The organism is Burkholderia sp. AU30280, from assembly GCF_020420125.1.
Lineage (GTDB): Bacteria > Pseudomonadota > Gammaproteobacteria > Burkholderiales > Burkholderiaceae > Burkholderia.
The window spans coordinates 59,679-78,850 of record NZ_JAIZRY010000001.1 but is presented as its reverse complement, the minus strand read 5'-3'; the positions used below and the strand labels follow the sequence as shown (position 1 = coordinate 78,850).

The 19,172-nt window shown below is 67.9% G+C and carries 19 protein-coding genes; 13 read left to right on the top strand and 6 right to left on the bottom strand.

Annotated features, from left to right (window positions below):
- Positions 1–33 precede the first annotated feature (33 nt).
- Entirely contained in the window at positions 34–1,713 is a 1,680-nt protein-coding gene (locus tag LGN17_RS00375) for a phospholipase C (RefSeq protein ID WP_226194683.1), read from the bottom strand.
- A gap of 348 nt (positions 1,714–2,061) precedes the next feature.
- On the opposite strand from LGN17_RS00375, the gene LGN17_RS00370 reads away from it, so the two are divergent.
- Positions 2,062–2,973: an EamA family transporter gene (locus LGN17_RS00370; RefSeq protein ID WP_226194682.1), complete on the top strand. Its 912-nt coding sequence runs from the start codon at positions 2,062–2,064 to the stop codon at positions 2,971–2,973.
- 30 nt (positions 2,974–3,003) lie between these two features.
- Here LGN17_RS00370 and LGN17_RS00365 read toward each other — a convergent pair whose 3' ends face one another.
- On the bottom strand, positions 3,004–3,477 hold the full coding sequence (locus LGN17_RS00365) for an Lrp/AsnC family transcriptional regulator (RefSeq protein WP_174974390.1): 474 nt from the start codon (positions 3,475–3,477) through the stop codon (positions 3,004–3,006).
- A gap of 318 nt (positions 3,478–3,795) precedes the next feature.
- Between LGN17_RS00365 and LGN17_RS00360 the strand changes: the two genes are divergently transcribed.
- From LGN17_RS00360 to LGN17_RS00335, 6 genes are all read left to right on the top strand, one after another.
- On the top strand, positions 3,796–5,181 hold the full coding sequence (locus LGN17_RS00360) for an amino acid permease (protein ID WP_226194681.1): 1,386 nt from the start codon (positions 3,796–3,798) through the stop codon (positions 5,179–5,181).
- A 46-nt stretch (positions 5,182–5,227) separates the two neighbouring features.
- Positions 5,228–6,430: an amino acid aminotransferase gene (locus tag LGN17_RS00355; protein ID WP_226194680.1), complete on the top strand. Its 1,203-nt coding sequence runs from the start codon at positions 5,228–5,230 to the stop codon at positions 6,428–6,430.
- 165 nt (positions 6,431–6,595) lie between these two features.
- The gene (locus tag LGN17_RS00350; RefSeq protein WP_226194679.1) at positions 6,596–6,994 is read left to right on the top strand and encodes a DUF488 domain-containing protein; all 399 of its coding nucleotides are present in this window, start codon (positions 6,596–6,598) and stop codon (positions 6,992–6,994) included.
- A gap of 161 nt (positions 6,995–7,155) precedes the next feature.
- A complete protein-coding gene (locus tag LGN17_RS00345) occupies positions 7,156–7,446 on the top strand; it encodes a DUF1488 domain-containing protein (RefSeq protein WP_226194678.1) in 291 nt (96 codons plus the stop codon).
- A 16-nt stretch (positions 7,447–7,462) separates the two neighbouring features.
- Positions 7,463–7,702 carry a UDP-glucose 4-epimerase gene (locus tag LGN17_RS00340; protein ID WP_175950306.1) on the top strand — a complete coding sequence of 80 codons (240 nt, stop codon included), beginning with the start codon at positions 7,463–7,465 and terminating at the stop codon, positions 7,700–7,702.
- A 155-nt stretch (positions 7,703–7,857) separates the two neighbouring features.
- Entirely contained in the window at positions 7,858–8,208 is a 351-nt protein-coding gene (locus LGN17_RS00335) for a metal ABC transporter ATPase (protein WP_226194677.1), read from the top strand.
- 54 nt (positions 8,209–8,262) lie between these two features.
- Here LGN17_RS00335 and LGN17_RS00330 read toward each other — a convergent pair whose 3' ends face one another.
- The 3 genes from LGN17_RS00330 to lhpI form a co-directional block, all read right to left on the bottom strand.
- The gene (locus tag LGN17_RS00330; protein WP_226194676.1) at positions 8,263–9,042 is read right to left on the bottom strand and encodes a helix-turn-helix domain-containing protein; all 780 of its coding nucleotides are present in this window, start codon (positions 9,040–9,042) and stop codon (positions 8,263–8,265) included.
- A 16-nt stretch (positions 9,043–9,058) separates the two neighbouring features.
- Positions 9,059–9,463, bottom strand: coding sequence for a response regulator transcription factor (locus LGN17_RS00325; protein WP_226194675.1), 405 nt, complete (start codon positions 9,461–9,463; stop codon positions 9,059–9,061).
- A gap of 161 nt (positions 9,464–9,624) precedes the next feature.
- Entirely contained in the window at positions 9,625–10,560 is a 936-nt protein-coding gene (gene lhpI, locus LGN17_RS00320; protein ID WP_226194674.1) for a bifunctional Delta(1)-pyrroline-2-carboxylate/Delta(1)-piperideine-2-carboxylate reductase, read from the bottom strand.
- Positions 10,561–10,823: 263 nt separating this feature from the next.
- On the opposite strand from lhpI, the gene LGN17_RS00315 reads away from it, so the two are divergent.
- The 6 genes from LGN17_RS00315 to LGN17_RS00290 all read left to right on the top strand — a co-directional run bounded on the left by LGN17_RS00315 (position 10,824) and on the right by LGN17_RS00290 (position 18,147).
- A complete protein-coding gene (locus tag LGN17_RS00315; protein ID WP_226194673.1) occupies positions 10,824–11,561 on the top strand; it encodes a FadR/GntR family transcriptional regulator in 738 nt (245 codons plus the stop codon).
- A gap of 120 nt (positions 11,562–11,681) precedes the next feature.
- A complete protein-coding gene (locus LGN17_RS00310) occupies positions 11,682–12,803 on the top strand; it encodes a branched-chain amino acid ABC transporter substrate-binding protein (protein WP_175950300.1) in 1,122 nt (373 codons plus the stop codon).
- 65 nt (positions 12,804–12,868) lie between these two features.
- Positions 12,869–13,876 (top strand): trans-3-hydroxy-L-proline dehydratase, encoded by a 1,008-nt coding sequence (gene lhpH, locus LGN17_RS00305; protein WP_226194672.1) that lies wholly within the window; start codon positions 12,869–12,871, stop codon positions 13,874–13,876.
- A 174-nt stretch (positions 13,877–14,050) separates the two neighbouring features.
- Positions 14,051–16,636, top strand: coding sequence for a penicillin-binding protein 1A (locus LGN17_RS00300; protein ID WP_226194671.1), 2,586 nt, complete (start codon positions 14,051–14,053; stop codon positions 16,634–16,636).
- A 79-nt stretch (positions 16,637–16,715) separates the two neighbouring features.
- Entirely contained in the window at positions 16,716–17,597 is an 882-nt protein-coding gene (locus LGN17_RS00295) for a PilZ domain-containing protein (protein WP_226194670.1), read from the top strand.
- 223 nt (positions 17,598–17,820) lie between these two features.
- Positions 17,821–18,147, top strand: a complete 327-nt coding sequence (locus LGN17_RS00290; protein ID WP_175950296.1) for a DUF4148 domain-containing protein — start codon at positions 17,821–17,823, stop codon at positions 18,145–18,147.
- Between the two features lie 131 nt (positions 18,148–18,278).
- Here LGN17_RS00290 and LGN17_RS00285 read toward each other — a convergent pair whose 3' ends face one another.
- Entirely contained in the window at positions 18,279–19,172 is an 894-nt protein-coding gene (locus LGN17_RS00285) for a DMT family transporter (RefSeq protein WP_226194669.1), read from the bottom strand.

Genomic DNA, 19,172 nt, shown 5'->3' with positions numbered 1-19,172 from the left:
CCATGCGCCGGCCATGCGGTCAGGCAGTGCCGGTCAGATCGCCGGTGCCGAGCTCAATGCGGTGCCGAGCGTCGGGTCGAGATACAGCGGCGTCGTGTTCGGCTTCGACGTGAAGTCGAACAGGTTGCGCAGGTCGCCCGCCGTCGCGTCGAACGAGCCGCCGCCGATGCGCTGGCCGCCGAGCCAGTTGTCCTCGATGAAGCGCACGACGGACGACTGGTCGAGCATCGTGTGATCGACGTAGTTCTGCTTCGCGTACGGCGAGATCACGATCAGCGGAATGCGCACGCCCGGGCCGCAGCGGCCGTTCACGGTGCCGCCGTTCACGCCGGTCGTGCCGCCCGAGCCGCACTTGCCGTTGCCGCTCACCTGGTCGACCGGGTCCGACGAACCGCGCGTCGGCGGCGTGTACACGTGGTCGTACCAGCCGTCCGAGTCGTCATAGGTGACGATCACGGCCGTGTTCTGCCAGTCCGGCTGCTGCTGCAGGAAGTTGACGACCTTCGTCACGAACGCCTGCTCGTCGAGCGGATCCGAATAGCCCGCGTGCGCATCCTGTGCGGCCGGGGCCTTCAGGTAGCTGACCGACGGGAAGTTGCCGGCCTTCACGGCGGCGAAGAAGTCGTCCGTGTCGTATTGGTGGTTCGCCGGTTCGGCGGTCTTGCCGTCGGTCTGGAAGCTCGAACCGATCGCCGCGACCGAGCTCGGGCGCGTGTGCTGCGGGTTCGCGGTCGACGCGTAGTACTGGAACCAGTTGTGGTGCGGGATGTAGTCGGACGTCGCGGCGTTCACGGCGGTGGCGACCGTGCTGCGGGCGCAGCCCGTGGTGCCGTTGCCGTTCTTCGTCGACAGGTTGAAGCCGCCCATGAAGCCGCCCCACGTGATCTTCGCGCTGTTCAGCAGGTCGCCGATGTTCTTGCCCGTCATCATCGCCTGGTCGGTCGTGCTCGAGCACACGTCATAGCCCGGGTCGACGTCGTTGATCATCGTGTAGCCGGTCTGGCCGTCGTTGATGTAGTACGAGCTCTTCGCGAGCGTCGACGGTTGCGCCGACGTCTTGACGATCTGCATCCCGTTGGTCTGGCCCGACACGACGTTCAGCGCGCCCGGCGTCGACGGGCCGTACGTCGTCGTGTACGTGTTGTCGCTCATCGCGAAGCGCTGCGCGTAGTTCCACAGCGCGGTCACGGTGTTGCCGTCGAAGTAGCCCATCACCTGGCCCTTCGTGCCGAACGCGCCGGCGCCGCCGGACGAGCCCCTGCCGGTGTATTTCGGGAACAGGTCGGCCGCGCCGAGATCTTCCGCTTGCTGCTCGGCCGTGTACGCGTGGTTCTGGTCGGCGGTCGCGGCCTGCGTGCGGTCGAGGCGGAACGGGTTCGCCGCGTCGGTGCCGTTGGCCGTGTTCGTGAAGTTCGGGTTCGCGGTGAGCAGCGTGCCCGTCAGGCCGTTCGGCGTCGGCGTGCCGGACTTGGCGGTGAACGCCGGTTCGCCCGACGGGTTCGTCGCGTTCGGGTAGGTGCCGAAGTAGTGGTCGAACGAAATGTTTTCACCGTAGATCACGACGACGTGCTTGATCGGCGTGGCGGTCTGCAGCGCGTCCTGCGACGACACGACGGGTGCCGGCGGCGTCGACGTCGGATCGCTGCCGCCACAGGCGAACAGCGCAAGCGCCGCGGCAGCGCAGGCGGTGACAAGCAAGGCTTGACGGAACATCGGGAAACTCCAGGTAAGGTCTTCGATGGTGGAGAGCGGCCCCGTCGCCGTGTGGGTTCGACGCGGAGCTCGCGAGAGAGCACGCGCATTGAAACAGTCCCGTATGAAGATATGGGGACGGAGTGATTTCGCGACGGTTGCGCTGCGGTATCGATTTCATTACGGCGCGACGCAATGCGAAAGAAAGCGGAAAGGAATGAACCACGTGCCACCTTTGCGTCACATTCCGCGGCGCCGGGAGGCACTGCCGCGGATGCCGCGCGGGGCGGGCGAGAGGAGGTTGCTGCCCGGTTTGCGGAGGGGGCACGCGGCGCAGGTATTTTGACAATCGGATGACGTATTCATACGATGAACGCCCTGCGGCGACGATTTCGCGTGGCCGACCGTCTGCGAGTATTCAGCGTGCCGATCCCCGTTCTGTTTGCCGTTCTGTGTGCGGCGTTCCTGCATGCGTCATGGAACGCGCTCGTGCGCAGCAGCGGCGACCGGCTGCGGTCGGCCACCGTGCTGCAGATCGCGATCGGACTGTTCGCGCTGCTGTTCCTGCCGGGCGCGGCGCCGATCGCGCCGGCGAGCTGGTTCTGTGTCGTCGCGTCGGCCGTGCTGCATGTCGTCTATACGCTGCTGTTGGTGCGCGCGTACGAGCACGGCGACCTGACCGTCGCGTATCCGGTCGCGCGCGGCACCGCGCCGCTGCTCGTCACGCTCGGCGCGGCGGCGTTCGCGGGCGAGCACCTGAATGTCGGCGCGCAATGCGGGCTCGTGCTGATCTGCGCGGGCATCCTGGCGATCGGCCTGGAGCGCGGGCGCGGTGCGAAGCACCGGATGATGCAGGTGCTGCCGACCGCGTTCGCGACCGGCGTGTCGATCGCGGCCTATAGCGTGGTCGACGGGATCGGCGTGCGGGAAAGCGGCAACACGGTCGGCTATACCGCGTGGATGTTCGTGCTGACGGGGGCGATGATGGCCGCGTACTACCGCCTGCGGGCGGGGCCGCTGCGGCTGACGCAGGATGTCGGCGAAACGGCGAAGGCCGCCTGCGGCGGCGTGTTCGCGGCGCTCGCGTACGGCATCGTGATCTGGGCGATGGATCGCGCGCCGATGGGGCCGGTGTCGGCGCTGCGGGAAACGAGCGTGGTGTTCGCGGCGCTGATCGCGCGGGTGTACCTCGGCGAGCGGCTGACGCCGCGCCGGGCGGCCGGTTGCGTGGTGATCGCGGCGGGGGCGTTGCTGATCAGTGCGTTTGAAGCGGTGAGGTGACCGGGCCGGCTGAGCGCGCGACCCGCAGCTTCAGCCTTCCACCGGCATCGCACTCGTGCACTTGATCTCGTCGAGGCACACGCTCGAATGCACGCCGCTCACGCCGGGGATTCGCATCAGCGTCTCGAGCAGGAACCGCGACAAGCCTTTCAGATCGTGTGCGACGACCTTCAACACATAGTCGATGTCGCCCGTCACCGAGAAACACTCCTGGATCTGCGCGAGATCGGACACCAGTTTCTGGAACTTCGACAGGTCGCGGATATGCCCGCGCTCCATCGTCACGTGCACGAAAGCGGTCACGCCGAAACCGAGCGTGTCGGGGCACAGCCGGGTTTCATAGCGGCGGATCGCACCGATTTCTTCCAGCCGCCGGTGGCGGCGCAGCGTCTGCGCGGGCGACAGGCCGACAGCCTTCGCCAGATCGAGGTTCGACGCGCGGCCGTTCTCCTGCAGGATCGCGAGCAAGTGCCGATCGAGGCGATCCAGAACCGGTTCATGCATTTTTGTTTCCTCATTCGTCTCCTGGATGCAATCTTATCTCATAATGTAGGGTTTGCATGAACGGGTTACGAAACCCGATTTCGCCGTCGCGACGCTAAACTGACGCCGGATTTTCGTGTGCGAACGCAGCCATGCGGGCGCGGCGACAGTCGGCGGCCGGTCTGGCGGGCACGCCGACGCGAATCGGGCGCCGCCACGCGAAGATTGCAGTCCCCAACCCGGCGGCTCCACGAACGGCCCCGGCACAGCAAAAACAGCGCCCGGCACACCGAGGCGCGCCGCACCGCTTCAGGCGGAGGCGGACAGAGTGGAGAAGACATGGTTTCTGGAAACGAGAGCGACGGCCTGAAGCGCGGGCTGAAGAACCGGCACATCCAGCTGATTGCGCTCGGCGGCGCGCTCGGCACGGGGCTGTTCCTCGGCATCGCGCAGACGATCAAGATGGCAGGCCCGTCCGTGTTGCTCGGTTACGCGGTGGCGGGCGTCGTCGCGTTCTTCATCATGCGCCAGCTCGGCGAGATGGTCGTCGACGAGCCCGTCGCCGGCTCGTTCAGCTACTTCGCCAACAAGTACGTCGGCCACTTCACCGGCTTCCTGTCGGGCTGGAACTACTGGGTGCTGTACATCCTCGTCAGCATGGCCGAGCTGTCCGCCGTCGGGATCTACGTGCAGTACTGGTGGCCCGGCGTGCCGACCTGGGTGTCGGCGCTGGTGTTTTTCGTCGCGATCAACCTGCTCAACCTGGCAAGCGTGAAGTCGTATGGCGAGACGGAATTCTGGTTCTCGATCATCAAGGTCGCCGCGATCGTCGGGATGATCGGCTTCGGCGGCTGGCTGCTCGCGAGCGGCCATGCGGGGCCGGAGGCGAGTGTCCGGAACCTGTGGCAGCACGGCGGCTTCTTCCCGAACGGCGTGTCGGGGCTCGTAATGTCGATGGCCGCGATCATGTTCTCGTTCGGCGGGCTGGAGCTGATCGGCATCACCGCGGCCGAGGCCGACGATCCGAAGCGCAGCATTCCGCGTGCGACCAACCAGGTGATCTACCGCATCCTGATTTTCTACATCGGCGCGCTCGCCGTGCTGCTGTCGCTGTATCCGTGGGAAAAGGTCGTCACCGGCGGCAGCCCGTTCGTGCTGATCTTCCATGCGCTGAGCAGCAACGTGGTGGCCAACGTGCTGAACGTGGTCGTGCTGACGGCCGCGCTGTCGGTCTACAACAGCGGCGTGTACAGCAACAGCCGGATGCTGTTCGGCCTCGCGAAACAGGGCAACGCGCCGAAGGTGCTGTGCTCGGTGAACAAGCGCGGCATTCCGCTCGCCGCGCTCGGCGCGTCGGCGCTCGCGACCGGCGTGTGCGTGCTGGTCAACTACTTCATGCCGGGCAAGGCGTTCGAGGTGCTGATGGGCCTCGTCGTGTCGGCGCTGATCATCAACTGGGCGATGATCACGCTGATCCACCTGAAGTTCCGCCAGGCGAAGCGCGCGGCCGGGGAGGAGACTTCCTTCCGCAGTCTGGGCTATCCTTTCACGAATTACCTGTGCCTGGCATTCATGGCCGGCATTCTCGTCGTGATGTACCTGACGCCGGATCTCCGCCTGTCGGTGTACCTGATCCCGGTATGGCTCGCGGTGCTCGCGGTCGGGTATCGCTTCCGTCAGAAGAATGCAGGCTATGCGGTGCACGACGGCGCATCCGCGCGCTGACGCAGGCCACGACCGATCATTCTTCCAAACGAGACCGATTCAAGCCATGTTCGAACACATCGACGCGTACCCGGGCGACCCGATCCTGACGCTCAACGAGAACTTCCAGAAGGATCCGCGCGACCAGAAGGTCAACCTGAGCATCGGCATCTACTTCGATGCCGAAGGCCGGATTCCGGTGATGGGCGCCGTGCGCGAAGCCGAAGCCGCGCTGCAGCGCGAGAGCGGCCCGAAGCCGTACCTGCCGATGGTCGGCCTGCCTGCGTATCGCGACGCCGTGCAGGCGCTCGTGTTCGGCGCCGATCACCCGGCCCGCGCGGCCGGCCGCATCGCGACCCTGCAGACGCTCGGCGGCTCGGGCGCACTGAAGGTGGGCGCCGATTTCCTGAAGCGCTACTTCCCGGATGCGCAGGTGTGGCTCAGCGATCCGAGCTGGGAAAACCACCGCTTCATCTTCGAGCGCGCCGGTTTCACGGTGAACACGTATCCGTACTACGACGAAGCGACGGGCGGCCTGAAGTTCGACGCGATGCTCGCGGCGATCGACGCGCTACCGGCGCGCAGCATCGTGCTGCTGCACGCGTGCTGCCATAACCCGACCGGTGTCGACCTCGACGACGGCCAGTGGGAGAAGCTGATCGACGTGATCGAGGCGCGCGGGCTGCTGCCGTTCGTCGACATGGCGTACCAGGGCTTCGGCGCGGGCCTCGACGCGGACGCCTTCGCGGTGCGCGAACTCGCCCGCCGCGGCGTGCCGACGCTGGTTGCGAACTCGTTCTCGAAGAACTTCTCGCTGTACGGCGAGCGCGTGGGCGGCCTGAGCGTCGTCTGCGAGGATGCCGCCGCGGCCGACCGTGTGCTCGGCCAGCTGGCCGGCGCCGTGCGCTCGAACTACAGCAACCCGCAAACCTTCGGCGCGAAGGTCGTGGCGGCCGTGCTCGGCACGCCTGCGCTGCGCAAGCAGTGGGAAGAGGAACTGGCGGCGATGTGCCGCCGCATCGCGCGGATGCGCCAGTCGATCCATGACGGCCTGCGCGACCACGTGAGCGGCGAGGCACTCACGCGCTATGTGAAGCAGCGCGGGATGTTCACGTACACGGGCCTGACCGAATCGCAGGTCGACGCGCTGCGCGAAGTGCACGGCGTGTACATCCTGCGTTCGGGCCGGATGTGCGTGGCGGGCCTGAACGACTCGAACGTCGCCATCGTCGCCGACGCCATCGGCAAGGTGCTGAAGAGCGGCGTCTGAGCGCGGCGCGCTCCGGCGCGCCACGCGGCTGGCCGAACCGGCTGTCTCCCGCAAGGGGGGGCAGCCGGTTTTTTGTTGTGCGGCCGCAATGTGCGCCACCGGGCTGACTCGGGTGCAGGCGCGGCGTTACGATCACGGAATCGAACGCAACTCGGAAGGAGCGACATGGGCATCCGGATCATCCAGCTCGGCACGCCGCGCGCGGCCGGCGAGGGCCTGCGGATCGGAACGGTGCGGCGGCCGCCGCGCGGCGTGCCGAAGGCGGAATTCGCGTCGCGCAACTACTATGATGTATGGCTGCCGACGCTGTCGCCGAGCCCGGAACTCGTCGCGCAGGCGCAGGCCGCCGAAACCGATGCCGAATGGAACGCGTTCCGGCGCCGCTTCCGCGCGGAAATGGCGCAGGGCGATGCGGCGAAGGTGCTGGACCTGCTGGCGGCGCTGTCGGCGACCACCGCGTTCTCGGTCGACTGCTACTGCGACGACGAACGCCATTGCCACCGCAGCGTGCTGCGCGAATTGCTCGCGGAACGCGGTGCGGCGATCGAGCCGGACGCGGGCTGAAAGCGGACTGAAACGGGCTCAAGCCGGGCTTCGAGCGGCATCGCGCAGCCGCGCCGGGTAAGCCGCCGCGCCGTTATCGTGCGGCGCAGCGAACCCGTTGACGTGGGTCAAGCGTGCGGGCGCGCGCGCCACTATGCTCTTGTCATGGAGCCATCACGACGATGACAGGCGGACAGATGCAGATTGCCTTCCCGCCGGAACCACCCGAATATTGCGCACGCGACCTGGTCGTGGCGTTTTCGGCGCTGGTCGACGGGCGTTGCGTACAGTGCGCGGTCACGGCCGAGGCGCTGGAAGATCATTTCGGGGCGCCGTCGCTGCTCGAACGCGACCTGCTGACCGCATTCGACGCGCACCGGTCGGCGATCGAAGCGATGGCGCGACGCATGCTCGAGGAAATCGGCGGCCGGCCGGTGCTGCTGCACAGCGGCCACTTCCGGCTCGAAGACTGATACCGCAGGAGGGCGCATGACATTGCAGGGCAACATTCACGAACGCGACTGGTCTGTCGAGGTCGAGACGCGACCGTGCGAATCGGGCGAATTCCGATGCCGCGTGACGGTCGAGCATGGCACCGGCGCCGCGCGTTTTCATCACACGTTCGAGCACAGCCATGCGTATCCGACCGAACGCGAGGCGATGATCGAAGGGCTGCGGGCCGGCATGACGTGGATCGAGATGAAGACGTCGCAGACCTTCAACGTATGAACGGTCCCGCGCCGGCGAAGGCGCGGGCAGGCTATCGGCCGGGCAGCGATCGAAGAAATCGCGCCGTGCCACGGGTAACACGTGCCGCCGCTTTTTGGTGCGGGCGGCACTTGCAAGGCGGTCGACGAGCGGGCGGCCCCGTCAGGAGACACGACATGGGCGTGGGCATGCAGATCGCCTGCCACGGATTCGCGGGTTCCGCCGCGGTCGAGGCCGAAGCCGGCGCGCAGCTGGTGCGGCTCGAACGGTTCCGCGCGCTGATCGGCGGTTGCCATCTCGCCATCGAATTGCGTGCCTCCGCCGATGGCGCACGCCGGTACGACGTGCGGCTCGACCTCGTGATGCGTGACACGGCGCTCTGGCCGCTACCGCCGTGCGTCGGCGACGATCTGGACGACGTGCTGCGCCGCGCGTTCATGCAGGCCGAGCAGGCGCTGATCGCGTGCCAGGCGGGCGATGCAAGGGCGGAGCTGCGCAACGCGGCGGGCGGCGGCGCGGTGCAATGATGCATCGCGCGCGAAACCGCGCCGGCGGCCGGGCGTCGTTCAGGCCTTGTTCCATCAGACCCGTGCGAGCGCTTGCGAGTCGATGATGCGCACGCGCTTGCCGCGCGTTTCGACCAGCGCTTCGCGATGGAACCGCGAGAACATCCGGCTCACGGTTTCGAGCTTCATCCCGAGATAGCAGCCGATTTCCTCGCGCGTCATCCGCAGGTTGAATTCCGTCGCCGAATAGCCGCGCGCCTCGAAGCGCGACGACAGGTTCAGCAGGAAATGCGCGACGCGCTGCTCGGCCGACATCGTGCCGAGCAGCAGCATCTGGCTCGATTCGCGGACGATCTCGCTGCTCAGCATCTGGTAGAGGAAGTGCTGCATCGGCTTGATCTCGCGGCACGCCGCTTCGAGCGCGCCGAACGGGATGATGCACACGACACTGTCCTCGAGCGCGATCGCGTCGCAGCAGTGCTGGCCGCTGCCGATGCCGTCCATCCCGAGCGTTTCACCGGCAATCTGGAAGCCCGTCACGTGTTCGCGGCCGTCGCGGTGCATCATCACCGTCTTGAACGAACCCGCGCGCACCGCATAGATGCTCTGGAACGGATCGTCGGTGCGGAACAGCGCGTCGCCCTGGCGAACCTGCCGGGTCGTGCAGATGATCGCGTCGAGGCGGCCGTATTCGGCCGCGGTCAGGTGTGGCGGCAGGCACATCGAACGCATCGCGCATACCGAGCAGCGCGCGGCGGGATGTTTGGCGGCGTCGGCGCGCGTGACCGCGCGAAGCGGAATCGCCGGCCGAGGCACGATGGATACGTCGGCGGCACAGGGGGTGGCTGTGGACATGAGTCACTCCGGCTCGTCAGGGGCGGTGCGCGCGAGCGTGCACCAGGGATTCGATAGCACGGCATGCGGCGTCGAATTCGACGGTCTTGTCGAAAAAGTAGTCGGCTCCGGCCAATGCGCATGCCTCTCTGAATGCCGGCGCCGAGTGATTCGTCAGCACGATGGTGACGATGCGCGGCGTGGCCTTCGACAGCGTCCCGATCAGGTCGAGACCGCTGCCGTCCGCCAGCCGCAGGTCGACGATCACCACATCCGCCTGGCTGCTGCGGATATGCGTCCACGCGTCCTGGCTGTCTTCCGCCTCGCCGACGACGGCGACACCGCGGATCGCGCCGACGAGCAGCGCGATCCGCTGCCGGACGGCGACGGCGTGATCGACGAGAAACACCCGGAGCGCGGGGGGGAACTGGCTGGCATTCATGCCGGCAGTATCGTGTTGCGCCGCCGAAAATGAAATCGGCCGAATTGGAAGTTGCTGTAGGCCGCGGCGACGCGTTGTAGGGCAATTCCTACAACGCGTACCGGAAACCGCCGGAACGGCCGCTTCGTGACGTGCCTCGTGTGCGGCCCCGGCGGGCCGACTCAGCCGGCCTGGCGCGCCGCCAGCGCATCGCGCGCCGTGCGGCACGCTGCGAGATCCCACGCGGCACAGCCGACGCTCTTGAACAGCAGCGGCCCCGTGCGGTCGAAGGTGCCGCCCAGCACGTCGGCGAGCGACGCGACGTGCTGCCAGTCGACCTGCGCGACGATCAGGTCGCCGGCTTCGTGGCGCGCGCCGGCCGGGTCGTCGACGACCAGCCGGCTGGCGCGCACCGTGTTCGCGTCGATCTCGGCCGCGTCCGCGGTGAATGCGCCGACGCCGACCACGAGCCGGCCTTCGCGCGCGGCTTCGCGATAGACGGGGGTGCGGCTCGTCGTCAGCGTGACGACGACGTCGATCGCATCGGGAATCGCGTCGCCGTCGAGCGGCGCGAGACGCGGTGCGTGCGCGCGGTGCGCGGCACAGAATGCAGCCGCGCTGTCGGCGCTCGTGCCGCGCACGTGGAGGCGCGCTTCGGGAAAGATCGCGGCGAGCGCTTCCGCGTGATTGGCCGCCTGTTTCCCGGTGCCGATCAGCAGGATGTCGCGCGGCGCGGCGCCATGCAGCGCCTGGATGCCGAGTGCGGTGATGGCCGCCGTGCGGCGTCCGGTGACCGTCGGGCCGTCGAGCGCGAAGCGCATTTCGCCGGTGGTCGCGTCGTATGCCGTGACCTGCCCGTGGATCGTCGGCAGCCCGCGCGCGCCGTTGCCCGGGCACACGTTCACGAGCTTGTGGGTCGCGAGGTCGCGCGCGCTCGACGGCATCGACAGCATCACGCCGCCGGCCTGCAGCGGCACGACCAGGCGTTCGGGGCTGACGATCTCGCCCGCCGCATAGTCGGCGACGGCCTGCCTGAGCGTGGCGAGCAGCGCCGGGTAGTCGAGCAGCGCGGCCGTGTCGGCTGCATCGAGAACGGGAATCGGGGAGAGAGCGGTCATCGTGTACGTCGTATGCGTCGGTGAGCGTGGACGACGGGCGCATGCCGCGCCCGCCACGGGGCTGCCGGATACCGAGACACAGGGCAGTGTGGATCGAATCTATACCACTTGCTGGCCCATCCGCAACCCAGAAAATAAAGCGGCTCGCCTGTTTTGGTTCTAATATCTATCCAGAAAGGCCGCCATGGCCTCGCTGCCGGCGCGCTCCGGTATAGTGCGAACCCATTCCAGATTCACGCCCGCGACCGGGCAGGAGCTACACGATGATGTCCGCGCGTCCCGACACACTCGAAGGCGGTTTCAGGCCGCTGCAAATCTACGAGCAGGTGGCCGAGAAAATCCGCGACGAGATCCGCGCGGGACGCTATGCCGCCGAGTCGCGGCTGCCGTCCGAGCGCGAGCTCGCGGGGCTGTTCCAGGTCGGCCGGCCGGCCGTGCGCGAGGCGCTCGGCGCGCTGCAGAACGAAGGGCTCGTGTTCACGAAGCGCAATTCGGGCACCTACGTCGTGGCGTCGCCGCTCGACGTGCTCGCGCAGCGCGGCGACATGCACCGGGCGTCCGAAGCCGATTTCAGCCCGACGTCGACGCTCGACGTGCGGCTGATCCTGGAGCCCGCGATCGCACGCCTCGCGGCCGCGCACGGCCGCGCCGACCCCGGCGCGGAGCGCTATCTGGCCCAGATGGAGACCATTACCGACGTCGACGATCCGCATCAGCGCGCGCTGTGGAACGAGAGCGACCGGCTGTTCCACCGGCAACTCGCGTTGATGACCGGCGACGCGCTGATCGTGAAGATCGCGGACGAAGTCGCGAAGACGATGGACCAGCCGCTGTGGAAACGGCTGAAGGACGACGGCATCTACGATGCGGGCCGGATCCGGCTGTACGTGTCCGAACACCGGCTGATCTACGAGGCGATCGTGTCCGGCGACGCCGATGCGGCGGCGTTCTATGTCGAGCAGCACATCCTGCGCGTGCGGCGCGACATCGCGCCGAAGTGACCGCGCCGGCCCGTTCTGGTCTGAAAAATGACCAGAATCGAAGTTTTTATTTTTGAATTGCTTGCATGGTAACCACGCGTGTCCTACATTGGTTTCACACAAAACCAATCAGGAGACATCATGCGACACCTCGTTACCGCGCTCTCGGTGGCCATCGCCGCCGGCGCGCTGACTTCCGCGCATGCGCAGGAAGTCGTGATGATCGGCCATTCGGCGCCGCTGACCGGCCCGCAGGCCGCGAACGGCAAGGACAATGAAAACGGCGCGCGCCTGGCCGTCGACGAACTCAACAAGGCCGGCATCAAGGTCGCCGGCAAGACCGTCACCTTCAAACTGGTTTCCGACGACGACCAGGCCGATCCGAAAGCCGGCGTGCAGGTTGCACAGAATCTCGTCGACAAGGGCGTCGTCGCGGTGCTCGGGCCATACAACTCGGGCGTCGCGATTCCCGCATCGCGCGTGTACTCGACTGCCGGCGTGCCGATGCTGCCGGTGGCGTCGAACCCGGCGCTGACCAGGCAGGGCTTCAAGAACATCTTCCGGATCGGCGCGAGCGACGAACAGCTCGGTGGCACGATGGCCACCTTCGCCGCGAAGACGCTGAACGCGAAGACCGCAGCCGTGATCGACGATCGCACCGCGTACGGGCAGGGCGTTGCCGAGCAGTTCATGAACGTCGCGAAGGCGAACGGGATCAAGATCGTCGACCAGGAATTCACGAATTCGTCGGCCACCGATTTCCTTGGCATTCTCACCAAGATCAAGGCCAGCAACCCCGACGTGATCTTCTTCGGCGGCTATGCCGCGCAGGGCGCGCCGATGGCCAAGCAGATGAAGCAGCGCGGCCTGCGCGCGAAACTGCTCGGCGGCGATGGCATCTGCTCGGCGGACATGGGCAAGGTCGCGGGCGACGCGGCGTCGATCGTCTACTGCGCGCAGGGCGGTGTCGCGCTCGAGAAAACGGCGGCCGGCCGCGAATTCCTGAAGAAGTACCACGACACGTATCACACCGATACGCAGGTCTACGGCGTGAACTACTACGACGGGATGAAGCTGCTCGCCGACGCGATGGTCAAGGCCGGCACGACCACCGACAAGGCGAAGCTGATCGCGCAACTCGCGAAGTCGAACTATGCGGGCGTCGCGGGCACCTATTCGTTCGACGCGAACGGCGACCTGAAGGGCGCGCCGACCACCGTCTACGTGATCCGCAACGGCTTGCCCGAACCGTACGCGAAGTAACCGGCCAGCCTGCCATCGGACGGCGGCGCGGCCGCCGTCTTTCGTTTCAACGCATTCGATCGACCATGAAAATTTCCCGATCCCTTTCCACCGTCGAAGTCCATACCGGCGGCGAAGCGTTCCGTATCGTCACGAGCGGGCTGCCGCGCCTGCCGGGCGACACGATCGTCCAGCGTCGCGCATGGCTCAAGGAGAACGCCGACGAGATCCGCCGCGCGCTGATGTTCGAACCGCGCGGCCACGCCGACATGTACGGCGGCTACCTGACCGAGCCCGTGTCGCCGAACGCCGATTTCGGCGTGATCTTCGTGCACAACGAAGGCTACAGCGACCATTGCGGGCACGGGGTGATCGCGCTGTCGACCGCGGCCGTCGAGCTCGGCTGGGTGCAGCGCACGGTGCCGGAAACGCGGGTCGGCATCGACGCGCCGTGCGGCTTCATCGAGGCGTTCGTCAAGTGGGACGGCGAGCACGCGGGGCCGGTGCGCTTCGTCAACGTGCCGTCGTTCATCTGGCAACGCGACGTGTCGGTCGAGACGCCGTCGTTCGGCACGGTGACGGGCGACATCGCATACGGCGGCGCGTTCTATTTCTACGTCGATGGCACGCCGTTCGACCTGCCGGTGCGCGAGGCGGCGGTGGAAAGGCTGATCCGCTTCGGCGCGGAAGTGAAGGCCGCCGCGAACGCGAAGTACCCGGTCGTGCATCCGGAGATTCCGGAAATCAACCACATCTACGGCACGATCATCGCGAACGCGCCGCGCCACCCGGGCTCGACGCAGGCGAACTGCTGCGTGTTCGCGGATCGCGAGGTCGACCGCTCGCCGACCGGCTCCGGCACCGGCGGCCGGGTCGCGCAGCTCTACCAGCGCGGCCTGCTCGCGGCCGGCGACACGCTCGTCAACGAATCGATCGTCGGCACGGTCTTCAAGGGGCGCGTGCTGCGCGAGACGACGGTCGGCGCCATCCCGGCCGTGATTCCGGAAGTGGAGGGCAGCGCGCATATCTGCGGGTTCGCGAACTGGATCGTCGACGAACGCGACCCGCTGACCTACGGTTTTCTCGTGCGCTGAGGTGCCGCGCCGATTCGCCGCGCCTGGCGCGGCCGCCCGTTTGTCGTACCAGGCTTGGCGCGTCGTTCCCGTTGCGGGGCGCGCGCCTTTTTTGCGCGTGAACCGCCGCGCAGCCGCCCCGCGTGTGCCGCCGCCGCGCCATTGCCGTCCGGCGGGCCGCGCGAGTTTGGTACGATGCACCCTTTTCAGCCGAGCTCCACCCGCGTGAATCGCCGAAACGTGCCGTCAGTGCGTGACTTCTGTGCCAGATGGGTCGCGCGCGCCCAACCCGTCGCGGCTGCCGCCGTCGCGCGGGTCAAGCCTCTCGCCGCCACCGCGTGGCACCATGTCCGTCACCCGACGCGCCGCGGCGTGCTGCTCGCCGGCGCCGCCGTGCCGGCGCTGTTCGTGGTGTACGTGGTCGTGCTGATCCCGTTCACGCCGGGCATCGGCGACATCCGCAAGGCGCGCGTCGACCAGCCCGCGCGGGTGCTGTCCGCCGACGGCAAGCTGCTCGCCGAATTCAAGCCGTCGAACCGCGAATGGGTGCCGCTCAAGCAGATCTCGCCGCACATGGTCGACGCGCTGATCGCGACCGAGGATCACCGCTTCTACGAACACCACGGCCTCGACTGGAAGCGCACGGCGTCGGCCGCGCTCCATACGTTCTCGGGCAGCCGCCAGGGCGGCTCGACGATCACGCAGCAGCTCGCGCGCAACCTGTATCCGGACGAGATCGGCCGTGCGCCGACGCTCACGCGCAAGGTGAAGGAGGCGATCACCGCGCTGAAGATCGAGGCGGTCTACAGCAAGGACCAGATCCTCGAGACCTACCTGAACACGGTGCCGTTCCTGTACAACGCGTACGGCGTCGAGATGGCCGCGCGTACCTATTTCGACAAGTCGGCCGACGAGCTCGACGTGCTCGACAGCGCGACGCTCGTCGGGATGCTGAAGGGCAACAGCTACTACAACCCGGTGCTGAATCCCGAGCGGGCGCTGCAGCGGCGCAATACGGTGCTCGGCCAGATGGTGAAGTACGGCAAGCTGTCGCCGGCGCAGTTCGCGCAGTTGCAGCGCCGGCCGCTGCGCGTCGACTTCGAGCGCCAGAAGGAGCCGCCGGGGCCGGCGCCGCATTTCGCGCAGCAGTTGCGCAAATGGCTGATCGCGTGGGCCGACCGCAACGACTACAACATCTACTCGGACGGGCTGATCGTGCGCACGACGATCGACTCGCGGCTGCAGCAGATGGCGACCCAGGCGCTCATGCTGCAGGGCAACCAGTTGCAGGGCATCGCGAACAACGCATGGAGCGGCCGCGACGGCTGCGGCACCGACAACGAGGTGTTCCGCACCTTCATGCGCGAGTCGCCCGAGTACAAGGCCGCGCAGGACGCCGGCAAGGACGACGCGGCCGCGATGAAGCTGCTCGCGGCCGACCGCGGCTTCATGCGCGCGCTGTGCAAGACGAAGACCGACGTGCAGGCCGGCTTCCTCGCGATCGATCCGCGCAACGGGCAGATCCGCGCGTGGGTCGGCAGCCGCGACTTCACCAGCGAGCCGTTCGACCACGTCGCACAGGCGCGGCGCCAGCCGGGCTCGACGTTCAAGCCGTTCGTGTATGGCGTCGCGTTCGCGAGCGGAATGAAGCCGGACGACACCTTCATCGACCAGCCGGTCGAGATCCCGCTGAAAGGCGGCGAAATCTGGCGGCCGAACGACGACGTGCCGCCGACCGGTAAACCGATGACGCTGCGCGACGCGGTCGCGCTGTCGCGCAACCGGATCACCGCGCAGGTGATGGAGAAGGTCGGGCCGGCTGCCGTGGCAAGGCTCGCACGCGACATGGGCGTGCGCGAAAGCCCGCTCGAACGCGTGCCTTCGCTCGCGCTCGGCACGAGCCCGGTCACGCTGAAGGAGATGGTCGCGTCGTACGCGACGATCGCGAACGGCGGGCTGTATGTCGAGCCGCAGATGGTGACGCGCATCGAGAACCGCCAGGGCGACGTGCTCGCCGAATACGCGCCGGCGCCGCCCGAGCGCGCGCTCGACGCCGAAACCGACAAGACGTTGCTCAGCGTGATGCGTGATGTCGTGACGCGGGGCACGGGCGCCAGCATCCGCACGCGCTTCGGGATCCGCGGCGACGTGGCCGGCAAGACGGGCACGACGCAGGACAACGCGGACGGCTGGTTCATCCTGATGCAGCCCGGCCTCGTCGCCGGTGCGTGGGTCGGTTTCGACGACGGGCGCGTGACGCTGCGCAGCGACTACTGGGGGCAGGGCGCGCACAGTGCGCTGCCGATCGTCGGCGATTTCTTCCAGCGTGCGCAGCGCGCCCGGATCGTCGACACGAAGGCGAAATTCGATACCGAGCCGTCGCCCGGCTGGTTCGCGTCGCTGCGCGAGCGCGTGACGGACCTGTTCGACACGTGGTTCCCGCCCGAGGCGAAGAAAGCGCCTGCGCCGGTCAGGACGCAGCGGGTGGAGCGTGCGCCCGAGGCTGATACCGGCGCGGCCTCGGCCGCTTCGGCCGCATCGGCGCCCGAAGCGGCATCGGGCGGCATCGTCGAGGAATGGGTGCCGGCGTCCGAAGTGGCCGCGTCGGCCGCCGCGCTGTCGGCGGGCGCGTCGCAGCCGCAGCCGCAGCCGCCAGCGGGGGCGAGCGCGGCGGGCGGAGGCAGCGCGGGCCTCGGCGCCGCACCGGTTGCCGCCCCTTCGGCCGCACCGTCCCAGGCGCCCGTACCGGCCGCACCCGACGCGACCGGCGCGTCGCAGTAACGGAGCCGTTCAGATTTCGCGCGAAGCTGCCGTAATCCTGTTGTCATGTCAGCTCGCGCGGTCGCTCCGCGCTGCCCCGATGAGGCTATCTACCGACTACGTCGCGCTCACGCGCGACGATCTTGCCGCCGGCGTCCCGCTCGGCTTCGATCTCTACGATGCCGACGGCGCCGCGCTGCTGCCGGCCGGTACGACGCTGCGCGATGCCGCGCAGCATGCATTCCTGTTCGACCATTTCCGGCCGGTGCGGCGGCGCGACGACGCCGAAGCCGTAGCCGAGCCGCGCGTGCCTGACGCGGTGCCTCACGCGCCGCGGATGGGGTTGTCGGCGGGTGCGTCGATCGGCATCCGCCGCCGGGTCGGCACGACACGCGGGCTGCAACGCTATCGTCTGATCGGCATTGCCGCATCGGGCACGCTGTTCGTCGAGCCGCAACCGGCGACCGCGATCGACTTCACGCCCGGCGACGATATCGAGGCCGTGGCGATCGGCCGTGCCGCGGTGTCGCGTTTCGGCGCGACGGTCGAGTCGGTGCACGCGGCGGGTGCCGCGCGGTTCCTGATGCTGTCGCCGCCCGGCTTCGTCGACCGGCTGCGTACGCGCGCGGAGCCGCGCGTGGCGGTGCGGATCGCGGCCTGCTGTGCGGGCGGGCCGGAGGGCGCGGAAGGCATCGGGATGGTGCACGACATCAGTGTCAGCGGGCTGTCGATTGCCGTCGACCGGCCGATCGCCGCGATCGGCGAAACCTTGCGCGTGCAGCTTCCGTATGCGGCCGGCGACCGGGTCGAACTGCTGGCGCTCGACAGCACGGTGCGGGCCGTCCATGCCGATCCGGCGACGCCCGCGCTGACGCTGCATCACGCGGCGTTCGGCGAGACCGGCGCCGACGACCTGATCCGCCTCAAGGCGCTGCTGTTCGACCGGCTGATGGCGTCGTCGGATACCGATCGGCGGCGCTGATGCGCGGCCAGGCGCACCGGGTGCGGCGTCAGAGTATTCAGTGCGTGAATGACGGCAATCGTCTGACGACTTGAGGGATTCCGCGGCGATTGTATGTTTTCCGTCAACAGTGAATTCGCGATTTAAGTATTTACCCTGATAGCGTGGCCTCCTAGACTTCACCTCATGCGCAACGACCCCGAGTCCGAAGCGCCTGACAAAACAATCCTGGAGGTAACGCATCATGAAATCGCTGATCAAGGCAGTTGCACTGGCCGCCCTGGTGGCCGCACCGGTTGTCTCGTTTGCACAGAGCCAGCAACCGCTGACGCGCGCGCAAGTGCGCGCCGAGCTGGTCCAGCTCGAAAAGGCCGGCTACAACCCGAACGACTGGATGAACTACCCGGAAAACATCCAGGCGGCACAGGCAAAGATCGCCGCTGCGCAAAACACGGGCGCGCAAGCTGATGCAACGGGCTACGGTGCGAACGCCGCCGCGACGTCGCAATCGGGTCAGCGCGTGGTCGTGCCGGCCGCAACCGATCGTTCGTCGGTGTTCTTCGGCCACTAAACCAGGCAGCGTCCGCGAGGGCGCACGGTTTGCCGTTTCATCTGAAACCCGTGCACGGTATCCGTGTACGGGTTTTGCATTTTTGCCGCCTGCACGGGTGGGGCCGCGCGCGCACTGCAACTTGATGCGCATCACCGCATGCTGCCCGCCTGCCGTGCCCGCGTCGCGAGCACGGCCGCGACGCCGCCGAGGATCGCGGCCGATGCGAGCGCGAGCCGCCATGTCGGCTGTTCCGACAGGAACAGCACGGCGCCGCACGCGGCGACGGGCGGAACGGAGAGCTGAACCGCCGCGGCGCGCATCGCGGTGAGGTGCCGCAGCGCGGCATACCAGACCACGTAGCCGAGGCCCGACGTCAGCGCGCCGGAAATTGCGGCGAGCGCGATGCCGGCCGGCGTGACGTGAAAGCGGGCGGCGAGTGCGACGCTCAGCGCGAGTGCCAGCGGCGCGGCACGCAGGAAGTTGCCGGCGGTTGCCGCGACCGGATCGACGGGCCGACGGCCACGTATCGAATAGATGCCCCATGCAATGCCGGCGGCCGTCATCAGCGCGGCGCCGCGCGGCGTCGGTGCGGCGAGCCCGGGTGACACGAGATACACCAGTCCGCCGAGCGCCGCGCCGAACCCGGCCCATCCGGTCGCGGCAAACCGTTCGCCGGCGTGCCATCCTGCCGCGAACATCGTCAATTGCACCGCGCCGAACAGGATCAGCGCGCCGGTGGCCGCGCTGACGGTCAGGTACGCAAACGAGAAGCACGTGACGTAGATGAACAGCATCGCCGCGGCGGGCCAGTCGGCTCGCGGGGCGGGCTGTCGTGCCCCCGCACGCGCGACGATCGCGAGCAGCAGCGCGCCGGATACGAGGCGCAGGCTGCCGAAGCTGGCCGCGTCGATCCGTCCGGCCTGCAGCGCGAGTCGGCACAGCAGCGAATTCGACGCGAAGGCGAGCATCGCGATCGACGTCAGCGCGGCGACGCGCACGCCCGGCCGGACATGCCGCTCGAAGGCGGAGGCGGGCGGTCGCAT

Coding starts and splice junctions, on each gene's coding strand:
- LGN17_RS00370 (WP_226194682.1), top strand. CDS start 2,062: ATGAACGCCCTGCGGCGACGATTTCGCGTGGCCGACCGTCTGCGAGTA.
- LGN17_RS00375 (WP_226194683.1), bottom strand. CDS start 1,713: ATGTTCCGTCAAGCCTTGCTTGTCACCGCCTGCGCTGCCGCGGCGCTT.
- LGN17_RS00340 (WP_175950306.1), top strand. CDS start 7,463: ATGACATTGCAGGGCAACATTCACGAACGCGACTGGTCTGTCGAGGTC.
- LGN17_RS00355 (WP_226194680.1), top strand. CDS start 5,228: ATGTTCGAACACATCGACGCGTACCCGGGCGACCCGATCCTGACGCTC.
- LGN17_RS00300 (WP_226194671.1), top strand. CDS start 14,051: ATGCACCCTTTTCAGCCGAGCTCCACCCGCGTGAATCGCCGAAACGTG.
- lhpH (WP_226194672.1), top strand. CDS start 12,869: ATGAAAATTTCCCGATCCCTTTCCACCGTCGAAGTCCATACCGGCGGC.
- LGN17_RS00350 (WP_226194679.1), top strand. CDS start 6,596: ATGGGCATCCGGATCATCCAGCTCGGCACGCCGCGCGCGGCCGGCGAG.
- LGN17_RS00345 (WP_226194678.1), top strand. CDS start 7,156: ATGACAGGCGGACAGATGCAGATTGCCTTCCCGCCGGAACCACCCGAA.
- LGN17_RS00290 (WP_175950296.1), top strand. CDS start 17,821: ATGAAATCGCTGATCAAGGCAGTTGCACTGGCCGCCCTGGTGGCCGCA.
- LGN17_RS00335 (WP_226194677.1), top strand. CDS start 7,858: ATGGGCGTGGGCATGCAGATCGCCTGCCACGGATTCGCGGGTTCCGCC.
- LGN17_RS00325 (WP_226194675.1), bottom strand. CDS start 9,463: ATGAATGCCAGCCAGTTCCCCCCCGCGCTCCGGGTGTTTCTCGTCGAT.
- LGN17_RS00330 (WP_226194676.1), bottom strand. CDS start 9,042: ATGTCCACAGCCACCCCCTGTGCCGCCGACGTATCCATCGTGCCTCGG.
- LGN17_RS00315 (WP_226194673.1), top strand. CDS start 10,824: ATGATGTCCGCGCGTCCCGACACACTCGAAGGCGGTTTCAGGCCGCTG.
- LGN17_RS00310 (WP_175950300.1), top strand. CDS start 11,682: ATGCGACACCTCGTTACCGCGCTCTCGGTGGCCATCGCCGCCGGCGCG.
- lhpI (WP_226194674.1), bottom strand. CDS start 10,560: ATGACCGCTCTCTCCCCGATTCCCGTTCTCGATGCAGCCGACACGGCC.
- LGN17_RS00365 (WP_174974390.1), bottom strand. CDS start 3,477: ATGCATGAACCGGTTCTGGATCGCCTCGATCGGCACTTGCTCGCGATC.
- LGN17_RS00295 (WP_226194670.1), top strand. CDS start 16,716: ATGAGGCTATCTACCGACTACGTCGCGCTCACGCGCGACGATCTTGCC.
- LGN17_RS00360 (WP_226194681.1), top strand. CDS start 3,796: ATGGTTTCTGGAAACGAGAGCGACGGCCTGAAGCGCGGGCTGAAGAAC.
- LGN17_RS00285 (WP_226194669.1), bottom strand. CDS start 19,172: ATGCGACCGCCCGCCTCCGCCTTCGAGCGGCATGTCCGGCCGGGCGTG.